Annotated in this window: 21 protein-coding genes and 1 pseudogene; 11 read left to right on the top strand and 11 right to left on the bottom strand. The window is 49.6% G+C overall.

Annotated elements, in window-relative coordinates:
* The first annotated feature begins 150 nt into the window (after positions 1 to 150).
* The 6 genes from dinD (at position 151) to tgt (ending at position 5,324) form a co-directional block, all read left to right on the top strand.
* The gene (gene dinD, locus BGX12_RS06320; protein ID WP_109735249.1) at positions 151 to 972 is read left to right on the top strand and encodes a DNA damage-inducible protein D; all 822 of its coding nucleotides are present in this window, start codon (positions 151 to 153) and stop codon (positions 970 to 972) included.
* A 110-nt stretch (positions 973 to 1,082) separates the two neighbouring features.
* Entirely contained in the window at positions 1,083 to 1,436 is a 354-nt protein-coding gene (locus BGX12_RS06315) for a hypothetical protein (RefSeq protein WP_109735243.1), read from the top strand.
* A complete protein-coding gene (locus BGX12_RS06310) occupies positions 1,429 to 1,635 on the top strand; it encodes a hypothetical protein (RefSeq protein WP_109735242.1) in 207 nt (68 codons plus the stop codon). The genes BGX12_RS06315 and BGX12_RS06310 overlap by 8 nt, the downstream gene beginning before the upstream one ends.
* A 118-nt stretch (positions 1,636 to 1,753) precedes the next feature.
* Entirely contained in the window at positions 1,754 to 3,427 is a 1,674-nt protein-coding gene (locus tag BGX12_RS06305) for a right-handed parallel beta-helix repeat-containing protein (protein ID WP_109735241.1), read from the top strand.
* Between the two features lie 358 nt (positions 3,428 to 3,785).
* Entirely contained in the window at positions 3,786 to 4,163 is a 378-nt protein-coding gene (locus BGX12_RS15760; protein ID WP_109735240.1) for a DUF6169 family protein, read from the top strand.
* Between the two features lie 21 nt (positions 4,164 to 4,184).
* On the top strand, positions 4,185 to 5,324 hold the full coding sequence (gene tgt / locus BGX12_RS06295; protein WP_109735239.1) for a tRNA guanosine(34) transglycosylase Tgt: 1,140 nt from the start codon (positions 4,185 to 4,187) through the stop codon (positions 5,322 to 5,324).
* A gap of 17 nt (positions 5,325 to 5,341) precedes the next feature.
* Here tgt and BGX12_RS06290 read toward each other — a convergent pair whose 3' ends face one another.
* Entirely contained in the window at positions 5,342 to 5,617 is a 276-nt protein-coding gene (locus tag BGX12_RS06290) for a zinc ribbon domain-containing protein (protein ID WP_109735238.1), read from the bottom strand.
* Positions 5,618 to 5,780: 163 nt separating this feature from the next.
* On the opposite strand from BGX12_RS06290, the gene BGX12_RS15490 reads away from it, so the two are divergent.
* Positions 5,781 to 5,951: a hypothetical protein gene (locus tag BGX12_RS15490; RefSeq protein WP_158278183.1), complete on the top strand. Its 171-nt coding sequence runs from the start codon at positions 5,781 to 5,783 to the stop codon at positions 5,949 to 5,951.
* 75 nt (positions 5,952 to 6,026) lie between these two features.
* Here BGX12_RS15490 and BGX12_RS06285 read toward each other — a convergent pair whose 3' ends face one another.
* Positions 6,027 to 7,928: a glycoside hydrolase family 43 protein gene (locus BGX12_RS06285; protein WP_233246287.1), complete on the bottom strand. Its 1,902-nt coding sequence runs from the start codon at positions 7,926 to 7,928 to the stop codon at positions 6,027 to 6,029.
* Between the two features lie 196 nt (positions 7,929 to 8,124).
* On the opposite strand from BGX12_RS06285, the gene BGX12_RS06280 reads away from it, so the two are divergent.
* The gene (locus BGX12_RS06280) at positions 8,125 to 10,170 is read left to right on the top strand and encodes a glycoside hydrolase (protein WP_233246286.1); all 2,046 of its coding nucleotides are present in this window, start codon (positions 8,125 to 8,127) and stop codon (positions 10,168 to 10,170) included.
* On the opposite strand, the gene BGX12_RS06275 is transcribed toward BGX12_RS06280, so the two are convergent.
* From BGX12_RS06275 to grpE, 8 genes and pseudogenes are all read right to left on the bottom strand, one after another.
* On the bottom strand, positions 10,153 to 10,725 hold the full coding sequence (locus BGX12_RS06275) for a flavodoxin family protein (protein WP_109735236.1): 573 nt from the start codon (positions 10,723 to 10,725) through the stop codon (positions 10,153 to 10,155). The two genes, BGX12_RS06280 and BGX12_RS06275, sit on opposite strands and share 18 nt — an antisense overlap.
* Before the next feature lie 48 nt (positions 10,726 to 10,773).
* Complete coding sequence (locus BGX12_RS06270) at positions 10,774 to 11,877, bottom strand: radical SAM protein (RefSeq protein WP_109735235.1); 1,104 nt, start codon at positions 11,875 to 11,877, stop codon at positions 10,774 to 10,776.
* A complete protein-coding gene (locus BGX12_RS06265; RefSeq protein ID WP_109735234.1) occupies positions 11,874 to 12,428 on the bottom strand; it encodes a hypothetical protein in 555 nt (184 codons plus the stop codon). The genes BGX12_RS06270 and BGX12_RS06265 overlap by 4 nt, the downstream gene beginning before the upstream one ends.
* Before the next feature lie 240 nt (positions 12,429 to 12,668).
* Positions 12,669 to 13,814: a molecular chaperone DnaJ gene (gene dnaJ / locus BGX12_RS06260; protein WP_109735233.1), complete on the bottom strand. Its 1,146-nt coding sequence runs from the start codon at positions 13,812 to 13,814 to the stop codon at positions 12,669 to 12,671.
* Positions 13,815 to 14,005: 191 nt separating this feature from the next.
* Complete coding sequence (gene dnaK / locus BGX12_RS06255) at positions 14,006 to 15,907, bottom strand: molecular chaperone DnaK (RefSeq protein WP_109735232.1); 1,902 nt, start codon at positions 15,905 to 15,907, stop codon at positions 14,006 to 14,008.
* A gap of 213 nt (positions 15,908 to 16,120) precedes the next feature.
* The gene (locus BGX12_RS16090; protein ID WP_370245490.1) at positions 16,121 to 16,765 is read right to left on the bottom strand and encodes a carbohydrate-binding protein; all 645 of its coding nucleotides are present in this window, start codon (positions 16,763 to 16,765) and stop codon (positions 16,121 to 16,123) included.
* Positions 16,766 to 16,930: 165 nt separating this feature from the next.
* Positions 16,931 to 18,235: pseudogene (locus BGX12_RS16085) on the bottom strand (glycoside hydrolase family 43 protein); the annotation flags it as partial.
* A 228-nt stretch (positions 18,236 to 18,463) separates the two neighbouring features.
* The gene (gene grpE, locus BGX12_RS06245; protein ID WP_109735230.1) at positions 18,464 to 19,108 is read right to left on the bottom strand and encodes a nucleotide exchange factor GrpE; all 645 of its coding nucleotides are present in this window, start codon (positions 19,106 to 19,108) and stop codon (positions 18,464 to 18,466) included.
* 578 nt (positions 19,109 to 19,686) lie between these two features.
* Between grpE and BGX12_RS06240 the strand changes: the two genes are divergently transcribed.
* On the top strand, positions 19,687 to 20,619 hold the full coding sequence (locus BGX12_RS06240) for an alpha/beta hydrolase (protein WP_109735229.1): 933 nt from the start codon (positions 19,687 to 19,689) through the stop codon (positions 20,617 to 20,619).
* A gap of 13 nt (positions 20,620 to 20,632) precedes the next feature.
* On the opposite strand, the gene BGX12_RS06235 is transcribed toward BGX12_RS06240, so the two are convergent.
* Positions 20,633 to 21,940: an ATP-binding protein gene (locus BGX12_RS06235; RefSeq protein ID WP_199220735.1), complete on the bottom strand. Its 1,308-nt coding sequence runs from the start codon at positions 21,938 to 21,940 to the stop codon at positions 20,633 to 20,635.
* Positions 21,941 to 22,231: 291 nt separating this feature from the next.
* Between BGX12_RS06235 and BGX12_RS06230 the strand changes: the two genes are divergently transcribed.
* Together BGX12_RS06230 and BGX12_RS06225 are read left to right on the top strand one after the other, a co-directional pair.
* Positions 22,232 to 23,692: an amidophosphoribosyltransferase gene (locus BGX12_RS06230; protein ID WP_109735227.1), complete on the top strand. Its 1,461-nt coding sequence runs from the start codon at positions 22,232 to 22,234 to the stop codon at positions 23,690 to 23,692.
* Between the two features lie 146 nt (positions 23,693 to 23,838).
* Positions 23,839 to 24,516: a hypothetical protein gene (locus BGX12_RS06225; protein WP_109735226.1), complete on the top strand. Its 678-nt coding sequence runs from the start codon at positions 23,839 to 23,841 to the stop codon at positions 24,514 to 24,516.
* The last annotated feature ends 30 nt before the right edge of the window (positions 24,517 to 24,546 follow it).

Below are 24,546 nucleotides of genomic sequence, written 5' to 3'. Positions count from 1 at the left end.
AGGTGAAATCGCGCCAAGTAACGCCGGAGAATACCTCCGCCAACAGCAGCGCTAGAACCTCCAATCTCTACGCAACGTAGGGAACATCTCTCAAAACAACTAAAATCTGAAGTCGCTTTCCCTGCGAAAGGGATGGCTTATGGAGGCTATATGACTAAAAAAGAAATCTCAACTTATTCTCAGCAAACTTTTGAAAGCATCAAGCATGTAGACGAAAACGGTATCGAATTCTGGTACGCGAGGGAATTGCAGACAGCGTTGGAATACGCACAATGGCGGCGTTTCGAAGAATCTATTGATAGAGCGAAAGTAGCGTGTGAAGCTAGTGGAATTGAAGTGGCAGATCATTTTGCCGGCGTTGGCAAAATGATAAATCTCGCCAAAGGTGCACAACGTGAAATCAGTGATGTCAAGCTTTCTCGCTATGCTTGTTATTTGATCGTAATGAACGGAGACCCTCGTAAAGAGGTAATTGCCTTGGGGCAGACCTATTTTGCGGTAAAGACTCGTCAGCAGGAGATTGCAGAAAACATTGAACAGTTGTCTGAAGATGAGAAACGCTTGGCGATTCGTGACGAAGTTACTATCCGCAATAAGTTCCTGGCTAGCGCAGCAAAGGCTGCCGGAGTCGAGACTCCAGTGGACTACGCCGTATTTCAGAATCGTGGTTATCAAGGCTTGTACAATGGTTTAAGCATGCAGGATATTCATAAGCGCAAAGGGCTGAAGAAAAGTCAACAGATTCTGGATCACATGGGCGCTACAGAACTTGCAGCAAATCTTTTCCGCATCACACAAACAGATGATAAGCTGCGTCGCGAGAATATCAAGGGCAAGGAGAACGCGAACGAAACGCACTTTGCCGTTGGTCAAAAAGTCCGTCAAACGATCAAGGAACTTGGCGGAGTTATGCCCGAAAACCTGCCCACACCAGAGAAAAGTGCAAAACAATTGAAAAGATTAAAGAAATAAGGTCGTATTTTTATGCGTTTTACCTAATTGCGAATACAGTGTGTTCACAATTGAATCGGACTAAGTATTTGTGCAAAACAAAACCTATAGTAGTCAGTTATGGAGGAAAAATGAAAATTGCACCAGCTACAGATCAGTATGACTTGCCGGAATATCTTTCGCTGCAGTTCGTGTACCTTCACGGAATGTTGGAGGAAAAATTTGGAACAGACCTTTGCCTTGTTCAGGCGGGGATTGTTCCGCCTATGGGAATAAGTGTTGTTGAGGTTGAAGGCGTTGAAGAGCCGTGTATCGCATTCCTTTGGCGCTATGAAACGGCTAAAGTCGAATGTATTAAAGATGGGCAAGGTCGTGATGCATTGTGGAATGGATATCGTGGATTGATTGTCGCCCAAAGCGACCGAAAGTATATGCATGAGGCTTTGGACAAGTTTATTGATAAGGCGTTGGTTATATATGTATAAGCCAGAAAATGTTGTAATTAAGGACGATGAGTCTGATTCCTGGGAAGATACGGACTTGTTTAAAAAACGTTTCACGGAATCAACTCCCGGTGAAATGATTTTCGCCAGTCGTGATATGCGCGGCTGGTCTCAAGCTGCACTGGCAGAGAAACTTGGCAAGGTTTTTGAATGCGACCCGTCAATATTCTTTGAATTTTGATCATTTTGTTGGCGTCGACAAAATGATTCGCTTTACCTAATTGTGAACGCAGTGCATTCATAATTGCCCCGTTGATGATTTTTCATTTATTTACTATAAATGAATGCAAGAGGTGTTTATGGACAAGAAGTTCTTTTATTCGTTAGGGTTTGCCCTGTTGGCAGCCCAGGCATTTGGCGCGACTTATTATGTCGCGGTCGATGGTAACGATGGGGCCGTCGGTTCCAAGGAAAAGCCTTTTGCATCCCTCAACAAGGCCAACGCCGTTGTGCAGCCTGGCGATACGGTGTGGATCCGTGGGGGAGTCTACGACCTGAACGACACGGTTTACTACAAGCGCTACGAGATGACGGCGGGCATTCTTTTGACCGCCAGCGGCGAAAGTGACGACAAGCGCATTTATTATTTCGCATACCCTGGGGAGCGCCCGATTTTTGACGGCACGAATCTCCCTATCGGTCAAGCCTGCAGGAACAAGGGGACCATCGACAGCGTCATGACGACGTCTCCCATTGTGGTGGCGGCAAAATACCTGCATTTGAAGGGTTTCGAAGTCCGCAACACCCCCATGAAGTGCAACTCCAATTCCGGAATTTTCCTTTACGCCAGTAAGCATATTATTCTGGAACAAATCGACAGCCATCATAACGCTGGTCCGGGAATTTTCATTCATGACGGAGCCTCTGGAGGCGGTGGCCATCTTGTGTTGAACTGCGACGCCCACGACAATTACGACCCCACAGGTTGGCAGGGCGATGGCGAAAATGCCGATGGCTTTGGCGTACATTATCAGCACGATGGCGATACTACAAGATTTGTGGGATGCCGTTCCTGGTGGAACAGCGACGATGGCTACGATGTTCTTGCGCAGGAATTCCCTGTCATTGTAGAAAACAGCTATGCCATGGGCAATGGTTATATCAAGTATGGAACCGCAACGCCGCCGGGAGTAAATGGCCACGGCTTTAAGATGGGTTACAGTCGCACAGGTGCCGGTCATCATATCATTAAAAATTGTGTGGCCTGGAATAACGTAGCTAACGGTTTCTATTCCAATTATACCAATGCTGGTAGCACTTGGATCAACAACACCGCTTATAAAAATGGAGACCGTTCATTTGGTATGGCCTCCACTACCTATGATGCGGATCTGAATCGCACGGCAGATGTGATGCCCTTGTTTGGCGACAACGCCCACGTGCTGAAGAACAACATCGCCATCCCGAATAAGAATTCCCAGATTGGATCTTGCTGGATGAAGGATGCTACTCACGATGTGTATGTGGATTGCCCTGCCGGCGAAAACAACACCTGGAACTTGAAACTGGATTTGACGGAAGACGACTTCATGAGTCTCGACGATCCCAGCTTGATGGTAACGGGCGAGGACCTTTCCAAGATTCCTGGAATTTTGGGCCCGCGAAATCCTGATGGTAGTGTTCCTGATGTGGGTTTCTTGAAGCTGAAGGAAGGCAGCCGCGCCATCGACAAGGGCGAAGACATTGGTCAGTTCTTTGTGGGGGAGGCCCCGGACCTGGGCGCTTATGAATTCGGAATCATCAAGTCCAGCAGCTCTATTGCATCTAGTAGTTCCGTCGCGGAATCTAGCAGTTCCGAAGGCTCTGCTTCTATCATCACGAACGTCGCAACATTCAAGGTGATCTCTGGCGAAGCAACCGTATTCGACTTGCAAGGCCGCTACTTTGGGAAAATGCAATTGGAAAAAATCAAAACTCCCGGCATCTACCTGATCCGCCAAGGAAACCATCTGCAGAAAGTCAACGTGAAGTAGATGCAAAGGTTCCCAATCATTTTGATAAATTCAATCCCAAACATCTGATCATAATCTGGTGTATTTTGTCAACAGTTGTTTGCAAAATGCAATAACGAAGCCGCATAGACTTGTCCATGAAGAATTAGATTTATATTTTATAAAAAATATTTAATTAGATCGCTTACCTGTCTAGGGAAACCTTACGCAGGGGCGATCTTTTTTTTGGAGGTTTTTTGTTATATTTAGAAGCGAGGGTCGTTAATGGAAAAAACAAACAATACACAGATGTCGGCAAAAGAAGCTTTCCGCAAGATCTTGCGGGACAAAAAGACTGTGTCCATGTACCTCAAGGAAAACGGTTCACTGAGGGGTTTCAATGATCCCGAAGTTAAGCTCGTTAAACCATTATAACTGGCAATCCGAAGAATTCGAATATTATTTCATAACAGATTCAGATAATAAGACTAGAAATACAATCCTATTAATCCTACATGAATTTTTTACTAATAACCAGAGAATAGTCTTATTCATGGTTCTTGATTCCAGTGACCAACGAGAAAAAGCGCGTGAACGTTTGTTTTATAGGAACTGGTATCTTCAATTCGGTCAAGATGTGTGTGATATGGAACCACTACCTGTAATAAAAATTGATTCCATAAATGTCATTACCTACATAATGTTTCCAAAAGGATTTGAAAATAAGGTAGGTATATTACAAGAGATGACGAGCTATATCAAAGAATCGTTCGGGTAGATTTTTCTACCTTTCTCCTCAATGAATTCCAATCCCTTTGAACTGAAGAAGACGTCCAAAAAGTCCAAGGCACGCCTTGGGGTGATTCACACGGCACATGGCGATGTGACTACGCCGATCTTTATGCCGGTGGGCACCAACGCCACGGTCAAGGGGATTACCAGCCGCGATATCAAGGAGCTGGAGGCGGAAATCATCCTGGCCAACACTTACCACCTGTACCTGCGTCCGGGAACAAAGACCGTGGCGGAGGCTGGCGGCGTTCAGAAGTTCATGAACTTTAACGGCCCCATGCTTACGGACAGCGGCGGATTCCAGGTTTGGAGTCTCAAGCAGTTCCGCAAGATTACGGAAGAGGGCGTCCGATTCAAGAGCCTGCTGGATGGTTCCATGCACATGTTCACGCCGGCAAGCGTCATGCAGGCACAGCGGGAAATCGGTGCGGATATCATCATGGCTTTTGACGAATGCACGCCGTACCCCAGCACGTTGGAAGAGGCCGACGAATCGCTGCGTCTGACGCTGAAGTGGACCCGCGAGGCCAAGGAATGGCTGGAAGCGAATCCGCCCATTCACGGCTACCCGCAGTATTTCTTTGGGATTGTACAGGGCGGCATGCACAAGGAACTGCGACAGAAGTCCATCGAGGCCCTTAAGGAAATCGGTCCCGATGGTTACGCCATGGGCGGGCTTTCTGTGGGGGAGCCAGTGGAAACCATGTACGAAATTGCAGACTTCTGCACAAACCTGCTGCCAGAAGACCGCGCCCGCTACGTGATGGGGGTGGGCACGCCCTGGAACCTGCTGGAACTGATCCGCCGTGGGGTAGATATGTGCGACTGCATCCTGCCCAATAAAAACGCCCAGGACGGCCTGGTCTATACAAGCCAGGGCGTTCTCCGCTACAAGAATCAGAAGTTCGCCCACGATTTCGACACCCCGCTGGACCCCAACTGCGACTGCTACTGCTGCCGCAATTACAGCCGCGGCTACATGCGTCACCTGCATAAAGCAAAAGAGCCCCTGGGATGGACTCTTTCTGTAATTCATAATCTGCGTTTCTACATCAAGCTGATGCAGCAGGCCAAGGCTCACATCGCCGACGACACCTTCGAGGAATGGGCAGATGAAATGATCCCCAAGCTGCAGCAGAACCTATAAAGGTTGCGCGGCCTCTCTTACTTCTTCCAGCGCTTCAGCATGGGGAAGTAGTCCATCATCATCTGCTTGTATTCTTCCTTGGTCATGGGCTTGGGCATGTGCTTGTTCACTTCATCTACGAACTGGGAGCAATGTTCCACCATTTCTTCCATGGTGCAATCCTGTACGAAAGCGCCGTCCTTGTAGCAGTACACACAGAAATCTTCGTTCTTGCTTCCGTCGGCATTCGTGCCCATCACTTCTGCGGTCAAAGGCATGCCGCAGCTTTGACAAAATTTCTGATTCTGGTCCATTTTAATTTTCCTTTTATTCCGTATGTTTCAGGTGCGCTTTGATGCACTTGGTAATTAACAATCGTCAGCATTAATTTAGTTAACGTTCGTTAGTTTTTAAGGTGTTCTCCAAAATTTCACTATGAAAGTTGACAAATAAAAATTCTTTAGTATCTTGAATAGTATGGCAATGAACCACCACCTATTTACCGGTCAATGCGAATCCGTGGGTGAAGCCCACGTCACGAACACTACAACGGCAAACGATGGCGTAAAATCCAAGATTTTGCCAACTCACGCGGGAACTTCGCCCATCAGGCGTCATAACGTTCCTCGTGCCCACAAAAAGAAGTAGGATTCGTATTGAAGCCTTCAGGAGGCAAGAAAAAGCCCGCAGATTACTGCGAGCTGTTTTAAGGTATTATCATTATTAACGAATGCGGAACTTCGATGTGCGCACAAGGCCGTTGTTCAGAGTTTCCCTACGGAGGTAGACGCCGGCCAGCTTGGGCTTGCCCTGGAGCAGTACGCCCGTCATACTGAAATACTGGACACGCACCGGAACCGCCGAGAAATGAACGTCCGTCGGATTGCCAACGTCGGGGCCAATGCCAGGTCCAATGGCTTCCGGCAGGGAATCCTGCATCGAAGTGTCGGCAACGCACTTGCCCTGGTCATTCAGGATTTCGTCATCCTTGCAGACCACCGGTTCCACATAAGGGTGTTCCGGATCGTTCACCACCAGCTTGATCTTTTCATAGGACTTGCAGCCGGTTTCGTTGGTGTATTCCACCGTGTAGATGCCGCTGTTCTGCCACTGCAAATCCTTCAGGGTCACTTCGCGGGAGGTCGTCCCGAAGGAGTCCGGACCCGTCCACTTCCAAATTTTTCCATCCCACGGATGCGGGCCAAAGGTAATGTTACTACCCGGTTCTACCAGCAGGTCTGTAGTCGGATTCCAGCCGCCATCATTGACCTTTGAATAGGGCACGATCTTGGAGCCTGCGCAGGGGCCAACCACCGCCTCGCCGCCAGCCAGCGTCTTCAAGGTATCAGGTTCGTTGAATTGGCGTGGCGAAAAATCTTCCGTGGGGAAGACCTTCATCAAGCGCTGAGTTTCTTCCGCAGTAATAGGCAATACGGTTCCATGACGGGGAGTAAATGCTCCCGCCATTTTAGTATCCTGCACGAACTTGAAGTTGGTGAGGTCCGGGCTGCTAGTAAACTGATAATGACCATTCATGTAGCAGTCGTACATCAGAATCCAGGAATCCTGATTGATCAGCTTGAAAACGCCAGCTCCTTCCACCGCTTCCTTGGTTTGCTGCAGTGTTCCACTAGGCTTGCTCCACTGGGAGCCTTCCTTGCCTGCAGGAGCCGTCAATTTCTTGGCAGTAGTCTTACAGATGCCGCCATCACCTTCGTTCTTGAAGAAGGCGTGGTACAGGCTGTCGTTTTCGTTATAGACAATGTCCATATCGATGGTGGCGGAGCCGCGGTCAAAGAAGTAGGTGGGCTTGCCAATCACATCGGTAAAGTCGTCGTTGGCGTACAGGTAGTAAACCTTGTCGTAGGGAATGGTTCCGTCGTTTGTAAGCAGGGAGAAGTAAATCATCAGGCGTCCCTTGCTGCCGTCGGAATTCACATAGTCCTTGTCCCAGATGGTTTCGGGAGCCCACACGCGGGTTACGTTGGCGAAGTTGGTTCCCTTGTACTTGTCCGGGAAATGGACCGTGCTGTGAGTCCAGCTCACCAGATCCTTGGAGCGCATCAGCACCATGCCGCGGTTGCTAGCCCAGCCCTCGGCGCTCTTCATGTCGGTATTCACCATGTAGAAGTATCCGTCGGGAGCCCGCAAAATGTGGGGGTCGCGAAGGCCCTTCTTCAGGCTAACGGAATCTGCGGCCACAACGCGGTTACCGCCGTTCATGGCAGTAAAGTTGTAGCCATCGTTACTGATGGCGTAGTAAATGTTCTCGTTGTTGTTGGCTGGGAAGTAGATGAACAGGTAGTTGGTGTAAGGTTCGTAACCGTGAATGCTCACGTCGAACTTCTTGGTTTCAATCTGGGTGCCGTCGGTTACGTTTACAGACAACTGCACCGCCTTATTCTGGTTCACCAGGCGGGCGGCAATGGTACCGTCGTTTTTCAAGAATGTGGTGTCGCTGGAGGTCCAGTAAAAACGCACATTTTCGCAGCCGGAAATTCCCGCGCCGGTGGAGGGGAGGGTCAAGTCCTTGTAGAGGTTGTTCAGATGACCATCAAATTTGATGCTGTTGGCGCAGTCGCTTAGGCCTGCCGCAAAAGATGCAGAAACCCCAAAACCAGCCAAAATGGACAAAATAACTCGAGACGAACCTTTCAGACTCATAAAAACCCAACCTATAATCAACGGAATCCGTTTTTTATGAATATAAGTTATGATAGGCCCGCCCGTAATACGAAAGAACGTTAAAAAAAGGACAAATCGTCCATGGGGGAGTGCATTTTTTCTACCCATTTTCCTAAAAAAAAGCGATTTTTAGGGTATGAAGATGGGTAAAAAGTTTGTGGTGGCCGCTGCGATGGCGGCATTAGCTTGTGGAACTGCCAATGCGCAGACAAAAGTGACCGTTGATCCGGGCAAAAAGTATCAGGTTTTCGAAGGTTGGGGTACCAGCCTTTGCTGGTGGGCCGTTCTTGCCGGCAAGTGGAGCGAATCCAACTATCTCAAGTTGTTGGATGCCATTGCGGACCCGGATTCGGGCCTAGGTTACAACATTTTCCGCTACAATATCGGTGGGGGAGACCAGCCCGGCCATAATCACTTGACCAAGGGCGACGGGGGCGGTGCCGTTCCCGGCTACAAGCCTACGGAAAACGGCGCCTACGACTGGACTGCAGACCAGAGCCAGCGTAACATTCTGTTCGCATTGAACAAGAAAGTCAAGAATCCCATCTACGAAGCATTTTCCAATTCACCCCCGTGGTGGATGACCAACAGCGGTTGCGTTGCCGGTGGCAAGAACGGTGCCGACAACCTGAAGTCCGACTACTTTGACGATTTCGCCGACTACCTTTCCGAAGTAGCACTCCATTTCAAGAAGGAATGGGGCATTACCTTCCGCACGGTGGAACCCTTCAACGAACCTAGTGCTGGCTGGTGGGCCGAAAACAAGGACCAGGAAGGTTGCGGATTCAAGAATAATCAGTCCGGCATGATCGAGGAACTGGGCAAGGCTCTCAAGAAGAAAGGTCTTTTCCCGGAAACATCAGTCAGTGCAGCCGACGAATCCAACATCGGTGACGCCCTGAACCAGTTTAATAAATACAGCGCCGAAGCCAAGTCCTACATGTTCCAGGTGAACACCCACAGCTATTCTGGATACGATTCCCGCGGCAAACTTTACAATGCCGCCTTCGGTGCCGACAAGAGAATTTGGCAGTCTGAATCCGGCCCCCTCCATCGTAGCGGCGATTTGGATATTACCCTCTGGATGGCAGATGTGATCCTCCACGACCTTCGCGATATGAAGGCAAACGCCTGGGTGGACTGGCAGCTGGCTGATCCTGCCGAGAACTGGAGAACTTTCGCCGCAAATCACAAGAGCCAGAGTTTTACCAAGGCTCCGCGATTCTATATGCATGCCGCATTCAGCAGGTTTATCCGTCCGGGTTCCCGCTTTATTGATTCCGATAAGGACAACACATTGGCAGCCATCCGCGAGGACGGCTCCCTGGTACTGGTCGTGCTGAATACCAGCGGGTCCGCCGCCAAATACAGTTTTGACTTGAGCAAGTTTGACGCTGTTGGCAGCAAGGTAAAGGTTCACCGCTTTACGCTGCCCGCCGCCCTGAACGCCGACGCCGACATCGCGATTTCAGGCAAGAGTTTCGACGTCAATGTTGGCGCACGCTCCATGGTCACCATGGTGGTGGAGAACGTCAAGGGCGAAGGTTCCTGCACCACCGAGACTATCGTTCCCTACGTAAAGATTCAAGATGGCGGCTGGAACGAAACCACAGACGTCACCGTCAATCCGGGCGATTCTCTGGTGATTGGCCCTCATCCGTGGGATGGTGGCCGCTGGGTATGGCGCGGTCCCAACGATTTCTATCAGGTCGGGCGCGAAGTCCGCTTCAAGAATATGCAGTGGCAGTCCAGCGGAATCTATAAGGCAACATTCAACAACGGCGCCGGCTGCGAAAGTTCTGTAAGCATCAAGGTGGTTGTCAACGATCCGGATCATCCTTACGTTGAACCTGTCGAGCCCGATACCTCCATCGCGGATACAACCATCGCAGATACCTCCAAGGTGGATACTTCCGCCGCAGACTCCAATCTGTTTGTCGCAAGTCGTAACTTCCTCTCGATGGCAGGAATCTCTGTCAGCCGTTCTGGAGGAGACCTGCAGATCGTCGCCCCGTCAAAAACATTGACGCTGACCATTCACGATATGCAAGGCATTCTCCTGATGCGCCGTCAGATCAACGGCTCCGCAACAGTTTCCGTAAACGCACTCTCCCGTAAGGGTTACATTGTCCGTCTCGCAGATTCTAGCGGAAAGACTCAGTACTTAAAGCTGATGCGCTAATTTTTTGCACCTGGCAAACTCTCGGGCGGTTACCCCTTGTTTCATATGGGTACCGCCTTTTTGCATCACGCCCACAATTTTGAAACCGCTCCAGCCGATTACTTCCTTGATGGCACGGACTGCACCCGCCGACTGTTTAAAGAGAATATTGAAAGGCCATGGGGTGGTGGAAGTGCTCACGATAATCGCCCTCTTGCCTTTCAGCAGGGGTTTCGGGAATCCGTGGCCGCTATCGTCCAGCATTCCATAAGCCATCCTGTCGAACAGCACTTTCAGCTGGCCCGTCATGTTGCCCCAATAGCAGGGAGAGCCCACAATCAGGCCGTCGCACTCCTGAAGCAATTTCATCACCCGTTGAGAATCGTCTTCTGCCAACACGCACTTCTTGGCGCTGCGGCATTTCATGCAGCCGATGCAAGGGCGAACCTGCAATTTGCAAACATCAATAAATTCCACCTGGTCGCCACGGGCCAGCAATTCCTCTTGCATAGCGCAGAGCATCTGGCTGATGTTGCCCTTAGGGCGGGGACTAGCATTTAAAACAACAACTTTCATATTACCTCAAGTTTAACAATTGTTAAACACCGAGGGAAGCAAAAAGTGTTACTTAATATCATCGTTGTCAATCTTGCAGACGATTTCGTCGCAAATCTCCGTAAGCATGCGTTCGTGGGTGCAGACTTCCGCGGAAACACCTTCGATGGTTCCTGTGGTATAGAATGAAGTGCAGGCGCATTCATGAGCCACACAGCGGTGCTTGATGGCACAGCCTTCGCATTCCTGCTTGTCATAATCCAGGAAGTCGCGAATCTTGTTGCACTCTGCTTCGTCAAAGCCCGTAAAAACATTGCCCTGAACGTAGGGCGCATTTTCCTTGGAAGTAATAAAGCGGGTGCAGGGGAAAATGTTTCCGTTGGTGGATACGCCCATGGCTCCATTATAAACGTGGCAGGAATACTGACGGAATCTCAAATCCTGCAAACGGAGCTTAATCTTGTCCTGGATAGTCCCCAGGAAAAACTTGTTACCGGCCTTGCGGCATTCCAGCCAGTACATGGCCATCTTCTGATATTCCAGAGCCAACTTGTCAAAATCTTCACCAGTCCATTTTCCATCAAAGTCGATGCTGGTGGTCATGTTGTTGAAGCCCTGCTGGTGAATCCATTTTACAGCCTCGGCCAGATGGGGCACATGCTCCCGGGTCACGGTGCAAAGTGCCACCGTATTCATTTTAGAGAGGCGGGGGAGGTGCTTGTACATGGATTCAAAGCTTCCTGCGTCACCCACCGTACGGCGGGAAATGTTATGCTGGTAGGCAGGCCCGTCCACAGAAATGTACATGCGGAACCTTTCCTTTTCGCAATAGTCCAGCATCTTTTCGTCAAGCAGAGTGCCGTTGGTATTGATAGCAAAACGCAGAACAAAATCTTCAGAAGCCGCGCCACGGTCCATGGCCTCGGCGACCATGGCCTTTGCCAAATCCACGCCCTTGTAGATAGCCTCCTTACGGAGCAAAGGTTCACCACCAAAGAAGGTGATATTCATGTATTGCTGTTTAAAGAAAAGCGTACGCTCCAGGCAAAGCCTGATGGCCGCTTCCATAGTGGAATCGTCCATCACCGTGGCCCGATCGCTCTGGGAATCCTTGTAATAACAATAAGAGCAGCGTAGGTTACACTGCTCCGTAAGGCAAAGCACTAAGTTCATACATCAATATCGGTAGACTCAAATGTAGTCACCATGCTGACAATCATGTTTTCAGGATTGTTGGGATCCGGACAAATATGCACAGTGCTATCGCAGGGGCAATTAAGTTTGTAACCGTCGGGACAAGCCTCGGAGGAAGAACTATTCAATTCCTCGGAAGAAGAACTAACGGGAACCAAAATCGGTTCAACAATAGGATCTATGTTAATGTTAACAACGCCAGCCGAGGGTTCTACAATGGGTCCTATAGGTCTTATAATCAGAGTGTCCACGGAGCTGGAGCTCTTAGGAATATCCACCTCAACCTGGCTAGAAGAAGAAACGCCTAATTGTTCAGGACCAACAATCGGATCACCTGCTTCAGGTTCAATGATTTCTTCTGGATTCGGAGTTACATTCTCGCGATTATTCTCATCCTCAGGGCCAGCAACATCACCACTAGAGCATGCCACCATACTTGTTGCGGCAACACCCATCAGTGCAGCAATGCTTGCCTTGACTGCAGAATTCCACTTGGAATCTTCAGCAATTTTCTTCTTTTCGATTTTCATGGAAGAACCTCCTAACCATTACCTGCAATCAAAATAGATTTTTCACATTTCGCTGCAAATCGAAAAATAGTGTATTTCAAAGCAATTTTTTGAATTTTTCTCAATTTTTCAAAAAAGCGTGACGTATATAGAACAAAACGTCGCTATATAGAACAAATTGTATAAGAAAAGCCCCCGAGGTTTACTCGGGGACTTTTTCTTGTGGATCCTTCGCTTCGCTCAGGATGACGTCTAAAGGCTTTACTTGAACAGGTTCTTCATCTTCTCAAGGAAGGATTCTTCCTGAGCGGTTTCCTTGTCCTTGCGGAGTTCGGCCAGCTTCTGGTAGAGTTCCTTCTCTTCCTTGGAAAGATCCTTCGGGATTTCCACGCCGATTTCAACGTAGAGGCTACCGCGGTCACCACGCTTGTTCAGCGGGTACAGGCCCTGTTCACGGAGACGCAGGATGCTACCAGCCTGTGTTCCTGCGGCAATCTTGATCTGCACTTCATCGCCTTCCAGAGTAGGAATGCGCTGGGTGCCGCCAAGAACCAGACGATGTACGGGAACCTTCACTTCGCAGTGCAGGTCGTCGCCTTCGCGGGTATAGAAATCGTCGGGCTTTTCGGTTACGACGGCAAGCAGGTCGCCGCAGGCACCGCCACGAGGACCGCAGTTACCTTCGCCACGGAGGTTCAGGTACTGGCCTTCGGAAACGCCAGCCGGAATCTTGATGGAAATTTCTTCGGTTTCCTGCACACGGCCTTCGCCGCGGCAGTTGGAGCAAGGCTTTGCAATGACTTCGCCCATACCGTTACAAGTGGGGCAGGCGCTTTCAGAAATCATCTGGAAGAAGCCACCCGTCGCACGGCGCACGCGACCGGTGCCATGGCAAGTGCTACATTCGGTAACGTTCTCGCCACCCTTGCCGTTACATTCGGTACAGGGAGTATAACGCTTCAGGCGAACCTTCTTGGTGCAACCTTCGAAGATTTCCTTATAGCTAAGAGCCACCTTGATCTGCAAATCGTTTCCGCGGGGAGGGCCTGCCTTACGGCTACGACCGCCACGGCCACCGCCAAAACCAAAGCCACCGCCAAAGATGTCGCCGAACTGGCTGAAAATGTCTTCGAAGCTTCCGAAGCCACCGCCGCCAAATCCGCCGCCGCCGAAACCACCACCAGGAGCGTTAAAGCCAAACTGGTCGTAGTTCTTGCGCTTTTCCGGATTGGAAAGCACGTCGTATGCTTCAGCAGCTTCCTTGAACTTTTCTTCGGCTTCCTTATCGCCCGGGTTCTTATCCGGATGATACTTAATGGCAAGCTTCTTATAGGCGTGCTTGATTTCGTCAGCACTTGCGTCCTTACCAACGCCTAATACTTCGTAATAATCTCTTTTATCTGCCATAATTTAGCCTTCGGCTTTAGTAGACAGTTATTGGTAGACAGTAGTCAGTATACCTTGTACTGTCGTTTGAATTCTCTCTTTATGGAAAAAGGATTGCCTGCTCAATCAGGCAAATCCTTTTGGGTAGAAAGCAATTCGTAAAAGTTTGTGTAATGCGAACTGTCTACTAACTACTTCCTACTTCCTACTATTTAGTCAACGACTTCTGCGTCGACAACTTCCGGACCGTCGTTCTTCTTGTCGGACTTCGGCTGTTCAGAAGCGCCCGGCTGAGGACCCGGCTGAGCCTGGTTTGCACCAGCAGCCTGAGCCATGGAACTGATCATGCCCTGGAGCTTGTCCATAGCGGCCTTGATTTCTTCCTTGGTGCCGTTGTCCTTCTTGTCCTTGATTTCCTGGATTGCAGCTTCGAGCTGAGCCTTAGTGTCGGCAGGCAGCTTGTCGCCGAATTCCTTGATCTGGCCTTCAGCCTGGTAAGCCATCTGTTCGGCCTGGTTCTTGATGTCGACCAGTTCACGCTGTTCCTTATCCTTGGCAGCGTTAGCTTCGGCGTCCTTCACCATCTTGTTGATTTCGTCTTCGGAGAGGCCACTGGAGGAAGTAATCTTGATGGACTGTTCCTTACCGGTTTCCTTGTCCTTAGCGGAAACGTGGACGATGCCGTTGGCGTCGATGTCGAAGGTCACTTCGATCTGAGGAACGCCGCGGGGCTTCTTCGGAAGGTCGGTGAGGTCGAACTTACCGAGGGTACGGTTGTCGCGAGCAAATTCACGTTCACCCTGGAGAACATGGATGGTCACTGCCGGCTGGTTGTCTTCGGCGGTGGAGAACACCTGGCTCTTCTTGGTGGGGATGGTGGTGTTACGGTCGATGAGCTTGGTCATGACGCCACCGAGAGTTTCGATACCCAGAGAAAGCGGGGTCACGTCGAGGAGGAGAACGTCCTTCACAGCGGAGTCGCCGCTAAGAACTGCACCCTGAACAGCAGCACCAATTGCCACAACTTCGTCGGGGTTCACAGTCTTGTTGGGTTCCTTGCCGAAGTACTTCTTCACAGCTTCCTGAACGGCCGGGATACGGGTAGAACCACCAACCAGGATCACTTCGTCAATTTCAGACAGGGACAGGCCAGAGTCTGCAATTGCCTTACGGCAGGGTTCCATAGAACGTTCAACCAGGTGAGCGGTCAGCTGGTCAAACTTTGCACGGCTGAGGGTGAGGTCCAAGTGCTTCGGGCCAGTAGCGTCAGCGGTAATGAAGGGGAGGTTGATGTTGGTAGAAGTGGTTGCAGAAAGGTCGATCTTGGCCTTTTCAGCAGCATCCTTCAAACGCTGGAGAGCCATCTTGTCCTTCTTCAGGTCGATAGAGGGATTTTCCTTCTTGAATTCGTCGTTGATCCAGTCGATGATCACTTCGTCGAAGTTGTCACCACCGAGCATGGTGTCACCGTTGGTGGACTTCACGGAGAACATACCGTCATCAATTTCCAAAATGGAGATATCGAAGGTACCACCACCGAGGTCGTACACGGCAACCTTTTCGCTCTTCTTGGAGTCCAGGCCGTAGGCGAGGGCAGCAGCGGTGGGTTCGTTCACGATACGGAGAACTTCGAGACCAGCGATCTTACCAGCGTCCTTAGTAGCCTGGCGCTGAGCGTCGTTGAAGTATGCCGGAACAGTAATCACAGCCTGGGAAACGGTTTCGCCCAGGTAGTCTTCAGCAATCTTCTTCATGGTCTGAAGAACTGCTGCGGAAATTTCAGGAGGAGCGAACTGCTTGTCGTCAATCTGCACGCGGATCGGATCGGAACCGGTACCAACGAGCTTGTACGGCATGTTCTTTTCCACAGCGGAGCATTCGCCAGCGGAACGGCCCATAAAGCGCTTGATGGAGTAAATGGTCTTTTCGGGGTTGGTGATTGCCTGACGCTTAGCAACGTGACCAACGAGACGTTCGCCAGTCTTGCCGAATGCGACGATAGACGGGGTAGTGCGGAAGCCTTCTGCGTTAGCGATCACTACCGGCTTGCCACCTTCCATAACGGAAACGCAGCTGTTAGTTGTACCGAGGTCAATACCAATAATCTTGCTCATAATGAGTCTCCTATTTAAATTCTTGCGGCTTTTTTAAGCCTTTTTTTGTTTCGCCGAACATACAGCAAAAGCCGTGCCAAGCCCTAAATAAGGCCAATCTGTTTCGTTCTGAAACACTGCAGACCCTCTGGAAAGACAAAAAGAAAGCCCCGTTTCATTTTAGAACAGGGCTTAATGATTTGTATTTAAATCGCTATTTAGGGCAATAAATCATTATTTGCAGGCATCAATCCTGAATGCACGGCCTGCGGAATTACGGATGACATAGGCTCCGTTGCGATAGCCGGCGTTCCTGAGACCGATCTTGATGTCTGCGGAGGTTGTCACACCTTCCAGGCGAACCTTGCCCAACTGATGGCCCATCAGGTCAAATACCTTGTATTCATCAGAAATCCTTGCGTCGATGGCCGGTGTGGACATTACGAATGCAGGAATGGTGTCTTCCGGAGTTTCGGAAGATCCGTTACGGATTTCTTCGGCGGACTTATCACTTGCACCAAAGGCAATCCAATCCAAGTTCACGTAGTCGGTAGTTATCTGGACTTTGAGCACATGTTCACCCTTGGTCAATTCCTTGGTTGTCTTACCCTTGAAAGTGGTGTATTCATCGAAATCGCCAGTTCCCTTCAGTTCCAGTTCGTCGGTAATGGCTTCGCCATCCATAAAGAGCTGGATGCCGGCTTTTTCCATGCCGGTAGCATAGGAAAGTTCGTAGGGGAGGGTACCACCAGCTTCCACGTTCACGGTATATTCCAGCCATTCGCCCTTCTGGGTGTAGCCAATGGCATAGCCGTCGCCGTTCTTCACGATGTCAACGCGGTCTTCGCGATATTCGCCACCCTGGTTCTTGGAATCCATGTCGTAGTAGGCCTTGCCGGCACCGCCTACGTCGTAGTTCTCAAATTCAATGAAGTTGCCCAGTCCTTCAACCTTGGCACCGATAACCGGCAGTTCGCACTTGGCTTCGGGATCCTTCAGCATTGCTTCGCAGAAGGGGCCCTGAGGAACGGCAGTCTTGCTGTCTTCAAATTCCCAGTAGTCGGCTTCAAAATCACCTGCGAACACGAAGAATACATCATGCTTGCCAACTGCACCTTCGGCAGGCACGGTCACCAGACCGTCCTTACTGAATTCTGCCTTTGCAACAACGGGGCCATCCACCTTGTCCAGGCGAACCGTCACGGAAGAAGCCCTCTTAACGCTCAAGACAGAGGCTGAGAAGGATTCCGCGCCGGCGTCACCGAATTCCACGCCGCTAATCTTGGTGTACTTGCCTTCGGTAAGGTTGGTGAGAACTGTATTGCCGGCGGCACCGCTCTTACGGACCCTCACTTCTTCGCCCCAGGACATGGTTTCTGCCTCTACGCGCTTGTAGGGATTAAAATCTTCCAGCTGGGCCACACCATTATCCGGCCACCAGTCAATCTTCTGGATGGTTCCGTCGGCATTATACTTCATCTCGGCAACGCCAACAGAACGGCGTTCCTTGTGCTGGAACTTAAGACCCATTTTATCGGATTTCTGGTGCCAAAGCTGGTAATGATGGCCGAAAACGTAGGATTTTCCCTTATAGTCAATAATCCCCGGGTGGTTTCCGTTACTGCGGGAGGAATGAGGCATAATGTCGCCCTTGTAGGTCCAGGGGCCCGTGGGGGAGTCGCTCATGGCGTAGCCGATACCTTCGGCACAGCAGGTGGAAGCAAAGGCCATGTAGTAATGGCTGCCGTGCTTGTAGAACCAAGGGCCTTCCTGGTAATCCTTGATCTTGGGATAGGTAACAATATTGCCGGAAGTGCTGATCATATCTTCGTTAAGCTTGATCATGTACAAATCCGGATTACCCCAGTACATGTAGGCCTGGCCGTCATCATCCACCCATACGGTGGGGTCGATGTCGTTCCAATGTTGCCGCTGCCAAACCAAGGCCTTGTTCAAAGGTTCCTTGAAGGGGCCGTAGGGACTATCTGCCACCAGGACAGAAATTCCGTTACCATGAATGGGGACGTACATGTACCATTTGCCATTGCGAAACACAACCTGCTCGGCCCAAGCGCCATTGGTCTTGGTACTCCACTTGATATCGTTCAGGGAGGCCACAGCCCCGTGGCTAGTCCAGTTGACCATGTCCGTGGAAGTATGCAACAGCCAATCGTACATCACGAACCCTTCGGCGTTATCTTCGTCGTGGGTCGTGTAAAGGTACACCGTGTCCCCATGCACCATGGGAGCCGGGTCACACGTGTAGTTGGTTGTAATGATTGGTTGCTGGGCAAAGGCCACTCCAGCCAAAGCCAATACAGAAGTAACGGATAAGAATTTTCCAAACATCTTAATCTCCAGATTGTTATACACCGGAAATAAAGATACCCTGTAAAACAGGGCAAAATACCCCTGCTTTTGCAAACAACTTTGCAACTTTTACAATAACTTTTTGTTTACGAATCCAGATTTGTATGAAAAAAGCCGCCTTATACTTTCGTATAAAACGGCCAAAATTCAATAGGGGAGTGATGTTCGCGAAATGCTTGAACCGCGGTAACGATCCGGTCGCAAAAACTACTTGCCGGAAGAAACGATAACCTTGGCAGGCTTCAGGATCTTGTTCTTGAGCTTGTAGCCCTTCATGAACACGGTTACCACGTGATTTTCGGGAACGGTTTCGCTAGGTTGCTGCATCAGGGCTTCGTGGCAGTTGGGGTCGAATTCCTGGCCGGTGGGGTCCAGCTGTTCGAGACCTGCGTCGGTGAGAACCTTGGCAAACTGGTCGTGGATCATCTGCATGCCCTTTTCGAAGGTATCCAGGTCCTTGGCCTTGTTTTCGGCGGCAAAGGCGCGTTCGAAGTTATCCAGCACTTCAGAAAGCTTTTCCAGGAGCTTGCCGTTGGCAGTTTCGATAATGTCCAACTGTTCACGGGCACTACGACGACGGAAGTTGTCAAATTCAGCCATAAGGCGAAGATTGCGGTCGTTGGCGGCGGCCAGCTCAGCCTTCAGGATATCTTCGGCAGATTCCGTGGGCTGCGGTTCTTCGGCAGCACCTTCAGCCGGCTGTTCAGCAGAATTTTCGGCGGGGGAGTCCTGGGCAGCTTCGGCCTGTTCAGCTTTTTCTGCTTCAGCAGCTTCCTTCATCACGTTTTCGAGATCCTGTTCAAACTTTGCGCGTTCTTCAGCGGTAGGTTCCTGCAAATTTTCGTCAGCCATTTCTTAATTTCCTTGTGTAATATATAGGGAATAATCCCATTTCAGTTTAAATTTCGCCAGATTGTATGCAAAATACGTGCCAAGGGCAAATATAGGAATTTTCACTAAAAAACGTTTCATTTTGAAAGATAATGGGATGAACGTGTCTTTTTATGAGTTTTTTGCAGATTCCGGGATTTTGCAAACAACTATTGTCAATCTGGATAATTTTGCAACCCGTAGTTTGCAAAGGAACCTCCAGTAATGAGAAATGAACTTCCAGGATTCTAAATTGAAGCCCGCACCGGCGAACGTCGGTTTTATCTATATAAAATAGATAGCTACTTTCAGTAAGGAACCTCGTCGGACGCGGCGGGGTTCTTTTTTAATACTTGTCGTTTTTTTCTAGATTGTCTAGTTTACATAATCCGCATTATCGGCAATATTAGATGAAACCGTTTAGGGGAGGATGCATATGAAAAAAATCTAAAAAACGGAAATTTTATATGAGCCTTAAAATGATACGAATTATACTACTAGTTATCAAATTCCTAATTTGGTTGATTAATCAGCTGTTTTTCAATTGATTGGAGATTCCCATGTCACAAACCAGCGAAAAATACAGAGTTGAATGGCTTGCGGCTGACCAGGCCCGTGACGCAGGGCTTGTAGAGCCTGCAGATGTTGTGGCATTCAAGGATATTCCCTACGGCGAATTTGGCGACTGGAATCTGCTGGATTTGTATGTGCCCAAGGCCGCGGACAGAAATACCGCACTTGAAACATCGCAAAAGCTCCCGGTGATTATCAGCATTCACGGTGGCGCATTCGTTTACGGACAGAAGGAAACGTACAAGTTTTATCTCATGAGCCTGGCCGCCCGAGGATTCGCCGTGGTAAATTTCAACTACAGGCTGGCTCCCGAATTCAAGTTTCCGGCAGCGTTGGAAGATACCGATGCCGTGGTCCATTGGGTTATGGATAACGCAAGCAAGTACAATCTGGACGCAAAAAACATCTTTATGGTGGGCGATTCTGCGGGTGCTAATTATGCGGCTCTTTACGCCATTTATTGCGTGAATACTGAGTATGCCCGTAAAGTGCAGGATGCCGCAAATTCCTGGTACGGGAAACAGGCGAGGATCAATCCTCCCCTAGCTTTCAAGCCCCGGGCAATTGCCTTGAACTGCGGTCTTTACGACGTGACCAACGATCGTGACAATCACGCCGACATCATGGTGGACTTGTTCGGCGAGCATCTCAAGGAATGCTGCGAATACCTGAACGTGATGGATTACCTGACGGTCGATTTTCCGCCAGCATTCGTGATGACGGGAGAGTATGACTTCTTGAAATTGCAGAACCGCCACATGGACTGGGCTCTTTCAAAACAAAACCTCCCCCACATCTTTAAATCCTACGGGAACACCGAAAATAAGGAAATTTCCCACGTTTTTCACGTGAACATGAAACTCCCCCTCGCCCACCTTTGCAATGACGAGGAATGCGAGTTTTTTAAGGGGAAACTTTAAGCGAACTTACGCTTCAACCCATTTTATCTACGGCAAGCGCAATGAGGCGCTTCGCCTGGTCGGCGAGATAGAGCGGTATGTTCAAAACGTTCTCGTCGAGGGACAGATTTTTCATGGAGAAACGGACGCGAAGTTTTGTGGTGTCGTCAAAACGGCTCGCGTAGTTTTTCATGCTGGTCGAAATAATGTTTTTACCGGACTTCACTTCTACTGGAATAATGAAACTTTCATGCTGGACGATGAAGTCCACTTCGTATCTTGAATTTTCATCGGTCCAGTAGAATATATTTTTGCCATATTGCTTACGCAGCGCCTGCAGCACATAGTTTTCGGCAAACGCTCCACGAAATTCCGTATAGAGAGCATCGCCCTGGATGACCGTTTGCGGAGTCACTCTCGAAAGTCTGCGCAAAAGGCCTACATCGGCCAAGTAGATTTTGAAGGCGGACAAATCTTCATACGCCAACAAGGGTATTCCCGGCTTCTTGATACGCGCTACTTTGTACGTAAGACCTGCATTTGCCAACCACATTAGCGCATCTTCGTATTCACGGGCACGAGCTCCGGGTTTTGCCGCGCTGTACATGAACTTTTTGTTTTCACGCGCAAGCTGCGACGGCACGGATTTCCAAATCAGGGATATTCTTGGAAAATCACCGCGATCGGCATGGCGGGCAAAATCACGCTCGTAAGAATCGTTCAGTTCATCGAGCCCGAAATCCACTTGGGTGGAATCGTAATTTTGAACAAAATTCTTGACTAAACCAGGCATTCCCCCGCTCACAAAATACTGCTTGAGTTTTTCTTCGAGAGGAGAAGCAAACGCAAGCGGAATATTTTCTAGCGAGTCAATGGACTGCATGTAATTAGCAAAGTTCTCTGCTCCCGAGGCGGCCAGATACTCTTCAAAATCCATGGGATAGACATTCAGGAACTGGACCTTCCCTACAGGGAAGCCGTCCTTCGAAAGCGAGACTCCGAGCAAGGAGCCCGCGCTTGCCACTGCATATTCTGGAGCGTCTTCGCAAAAATACTTGAGGCTGTTCAGCGCCTTGCCGCAGCACTGGATTTCATCAAATACAATGAGCGTTTTTTGCGGTTCTATGGGGACTCCACTCAACAGGGAAAGTTGTGGAATCAAACGCTTGGGATCCTTTGTGCTTTCGAAAACAGAAGCGAGGCTTTGGTCAAAATCGAAGTTGAAATAGGCCACATTTTCAAAGCTGGTGCGGCCAAATTCCTTTAGTGCCCACGTTTTTCCGCATTGGCGAACACCCCGCAATATGAGCGGTTTCCGGTCTTTGCGATTCTTCCATTGCAAAAGTTCGTCAAGAATTTTTCGTTTCATAAGACATCTCGTTCAAGAGTCAATATATAAATTTTTGTAGAAAATGTGATTTTTAACCAAAATTTTCTGTAGAAAAAGTGATAGATATACACAAAGAAATACATTCACACGCTTTTCCAACATTTCAAAAAAATACCTTTCCTCACTTTATCTTGCCAACCCTTTTCCCCCTTATTTTTTTCTTAATCTCCTTATACAAATCTTGAAAATTTTACAAGATTTCTATCTTTACGCCCGTAAAAATTCCCATTCCAAGGAGTACATATGGGCGGCTTTTGTGGCGTTATTTCCAAGAACGATTGCGTTACCGATCTGTTCTTTGGTACTGACTATCATTCTCACCTAGGCACTCACCGCGGCGGTCTGGCTGTGCTAAAGTCCGATGGAAACTTCCATCGTTCTATCCACAACATCCAGAACACCCCCTTCCGCAGCAAGTTCGAAAACGACCTGGCAAAGTTCGCCGGCAATATCGGCCTGGGTGTCATTTCCGATACGGACCCGCAGCCCCTGGTCATGACCTGCAAGCATGGCACTTTCGCCCTGGTTACTGTGGGCCTTATCTCCAACATCGAAGATCTTAAGAACGAATTGTTCCAGAACAACTGCATGCAGTTGCAGTATTCCACCACCAGCGGTATGGTTGGCCCTACCGAAGTAGTTTCCGCTTTGATCGCCACCCAGGATTCCATTGTTGCAGGTCTCAACTACGTGCAGCAGAAGATCAAGGGTAGCTGTTCTGTTCTCGTGATGGACAGCAACGGCAAGTTCTACGCCTCCCGCGACAAGTGGGGCCGTACTCCCATTATCATCGGTAAGAAGGATGGTTCCGTCATCGCCGTGCAGGAAAGCTGCGCCCTCCCCAACTTGGGCTACGACCACCTCCGCGACCTGGGCCCCGGCGAAATCGCCGAACTCACCCCCGATGGAATCAACACCTTGGTTGAACCGGGCAAGAAGATGGCTATCTGCTCCTTCCTGTGGGTTTACTACGGCTACCCGGCATCTGCCTACGAAGGCCGCAATGTGGAAATGACCCGCTATCGCTGCGGTTCTGCCCTTGCAAAGCGTACTCCGACTGAAGCCGATGCCGCCTGCGGTATTCCCGACTCCGGCACTTCCCACGCCCTTGGCTACGCCCATGAAGCAGGCATCAAGTTCGCCCGCCCGTTCGTAAAGTATACCCCGACTTGGGCACGTTCCTTCATGCCCCAGGACCAGCGTCAGCGTGAACACGTCGCTTCCATGAAGCTGATTCCTATTCCGGGTCTTATCGACAACAAGCGCCTGGTGTTCTGCGACGACTCCATTGTCCGCGGCACCCAGCTGGGTAAGCAGGCCGAAAAGCTTTACTCCATGGGGTGTAAGGAAACCCACATGCGTATTGCATGCCCTCCCCTGGTCTACCCCTGTAAGTTCATCAACTTCTCCCGTTCCAAGAGCGTGTACGACTTGATTACCCGCCGCTACATCCGCGAAAAGGAAGGCGAGAACGCCGATCTGGACAAGTACACCAATCCGGATTCCCAGGAATACAAGGACATGGTGGACTACATCCGTCGCAACCTGAACCTGACCACCTTGGCCTTCCAGCGCATCGACGATCTGATCCAGGCTATCGGCCTGCCGGAAGATCAGCTCTGCACCTTCTGCTGGACCGGCAAGGACTACGCAGAAACGGGCGACTGCTATCACTGCCCCTGCCACGCTGAAGAAGACAAGTAAAGCAAGGATCGTCACGTTTCCACAAAATGGTTAACTGACGTCGTGTAAAAAATCCGGCCTTTTACCGCCATGGTGAAGGTCGGATTTTTATTTGCGGAATTTTTTATATTTGCAAATTGGTTGGAACGTACGATATAAGATATACCATGGGATATAATCGTTCTGTAATAAAAAATAAGATCAGGAAATTTACCGCTGTTGCACTGCTTGCAATCCTGGCAGTTTCGTTATGCAGTTGTGCGGTCATGCGCAAGCTTTCAGCAGCGGACATTCTCCAGCATACAAAGCTGGACTTCCAGGGCGTTGCATTGGATTCCGTGATGATCTATCCCAACTTGTTCCCCAAAAGTAACGGATTCCTCCCCAACCCTAAAGTCCTGGAATTCGTAAAGGACTTGACCCAGGGCGTTATCAAGGAAGAAATCGGACGTATTTTCCTGACAGGAAATCTTTCCGCACAAAGTAGCCACAAGGACACCTTATGGCTCAAAGGCTTAAAGGCGGTGATCAAGCTGGATACCATCGTCACTCTGCCAGTGGACCTTAAGGATTCCGTTCTGCTGGTACCCGGACAGAACCAGATTCAGGTGCAGGCAATCATGCCTATTGACGGAAGCCTTTTCCATTTGATGGAAGTGGACACACTGCATTTCGCGGGGCAGCTGGACGTATCCCTCCAGAGTGGCGGAGAAGTCATCCCCCTTGAATTTTCCATGAGCCGTTTCGTTTCCGAAGAAGAAAAGAAAAGCCTAAAGGAACAGGCCATGAAGTATATCGTAGATACGGTTGTCAACCGCTGGCTAGGCCAATTCAAGAAATCGTAATCTCGAAAATAGTTTATTAGCAAAAAGGAT

The sequence above is a fragment of the Fibrobacter sp. UWR4 genome, assembly GCF_003149045.1.
Classification (GTDB): Bacteria; Fibrobacterota; Fibrobacteria; order Fibrobacterales; family Fibrobacteraceae; genus Fibrobacter.
The sequence above is the reverse complement of the archived record's forward strand: the minus strand, read 5'-3'. Positions and strand labels throughout refer to the sequence as shown.

Coding starts and splice junctions, on each gene's coding strand:
- dinD (WP_109735249.1), top strand. CDS start 151: ATGACTAAAAAAGAAATCTCAACTTATTCTCAGCAAACTTTTGAAAGC.
- BGX12_RS06315 (WP_109735243.1), top strand. CDS start 1,083: ATGAAAATTGCACCAGCTACAGATCAGTATGACTTGCCGGAATATCTT.
- BGX12_RS06310 (WP_109735242.1), top strand. CDS start 1,429: ATGTATAAGCCAGAAAATGTTGTAATTAAGGACGATGAGTCTGATTCC.
- BGX12_RS06305 (WP_109735241.1), top strand. CDS start 1,754: ATGGACAAGAAGTTCTTTTATTCGTTAGGGTTTGCCCTGTTGGCAGCC.
- BGX12_RS15760 (WP_109735240.1), top strand. CDS start 3,786: ATGATCCCGAAGTTAAGCTCGTTAAACCATTATAACTGGCAATCCGAA.
- tgt (WP_109735239.1), top strand. CDS start 4,185: ATGAATTCCAATCCCTTTGAACTGAAGAAGACGTCCAAAAAGTCCAAG.
- BGX12_RS06290 (WP_109735238.1), bottom strand. CDS start 5,617: ATGGACCAGAATCAGAAATTTTGTCAAAGCTGCGGCATGCCTTTGACC.
- BGX12_RS15490 (WP_158278183.1), top strand. CDS start 5,781: ATGGCAATGAACCACCACCTATTTACCGGTCAATGCGAATCCGTGGGT.
- BGX12_RS06280 (WP_233246286.1), top strand. CDS start 8,125: ATGAAGATGGGTAAAAAGTTTGTGGTGGCCGCTGCGATGGCGGCATTA.
- BGX12_RS06275 (WP_109735236.1), bottom strand. CDS start 10,725: ATGAAAGTTGTTGTTTTAAATGCTAGTCCCCGCCCTAAGGGCAACATC.
- BGX12_RS06270 (WP_109735235.1), bottom strand. CDS start 11,877: ATGAACTTAGTGCTTTGCCTTACGGAGCAGTGTAACCTACGCTGCTCT.
- BGX12_RS06265 (WP_109735234.1), bottom strand. CDS start 12,428: ATGAAAATCGAAAAGAAGAAAATTGCTGAAGATTCCAAGTGGAATTCT.
- dnaJ (WP_109735233.1), bottom strand. CDS start 13,814: ATGGCAGATAAAAGAGATTATTACGAAGTATTAGGCGTTGGTAAGGAC.
- dnaK (WP_109735232.1), bottom strand. CDS start 15,907: ATGAGCAAGATTATTGGTATTGACCTCGGTACAACTAACAGCTGCGTT.
- BGX12_RS16090 (WP_370245490.1), bottom strand. CDS start 16,765: ATGGATTCCAAGAACCAGGGTGGCGAATATCGCGAAGACCGCGTTGAC.
- grpE (WP_109735230.1), bottom strand. CDS start 19,108: ATGGCTGACGAAAATTTGCAGGAACCTACCGCTGAAGAACGCGCAAAG.
- BGX12_RS06240 (WP_109735229.1), top strand. CDS start 19,687: ATGTCACAAACCAGCGAAAAATACAGAGTTGAATGGCTTGCGGCTGAC.
- BGX12_RS06230 (WP_109735227.1), top strand. CDS start 22,232: ATGGGCGGCTTTTGTGGCGTTATTTCCAAGAACGATTGCGTTACCGAT.
- BGX12_RS06225 (WP_109735226.1), top strand. CDS start 23,839: ATGGGATATAATCGTTCTGTAATAAAAAATAAGATCAGGAAATTTACC.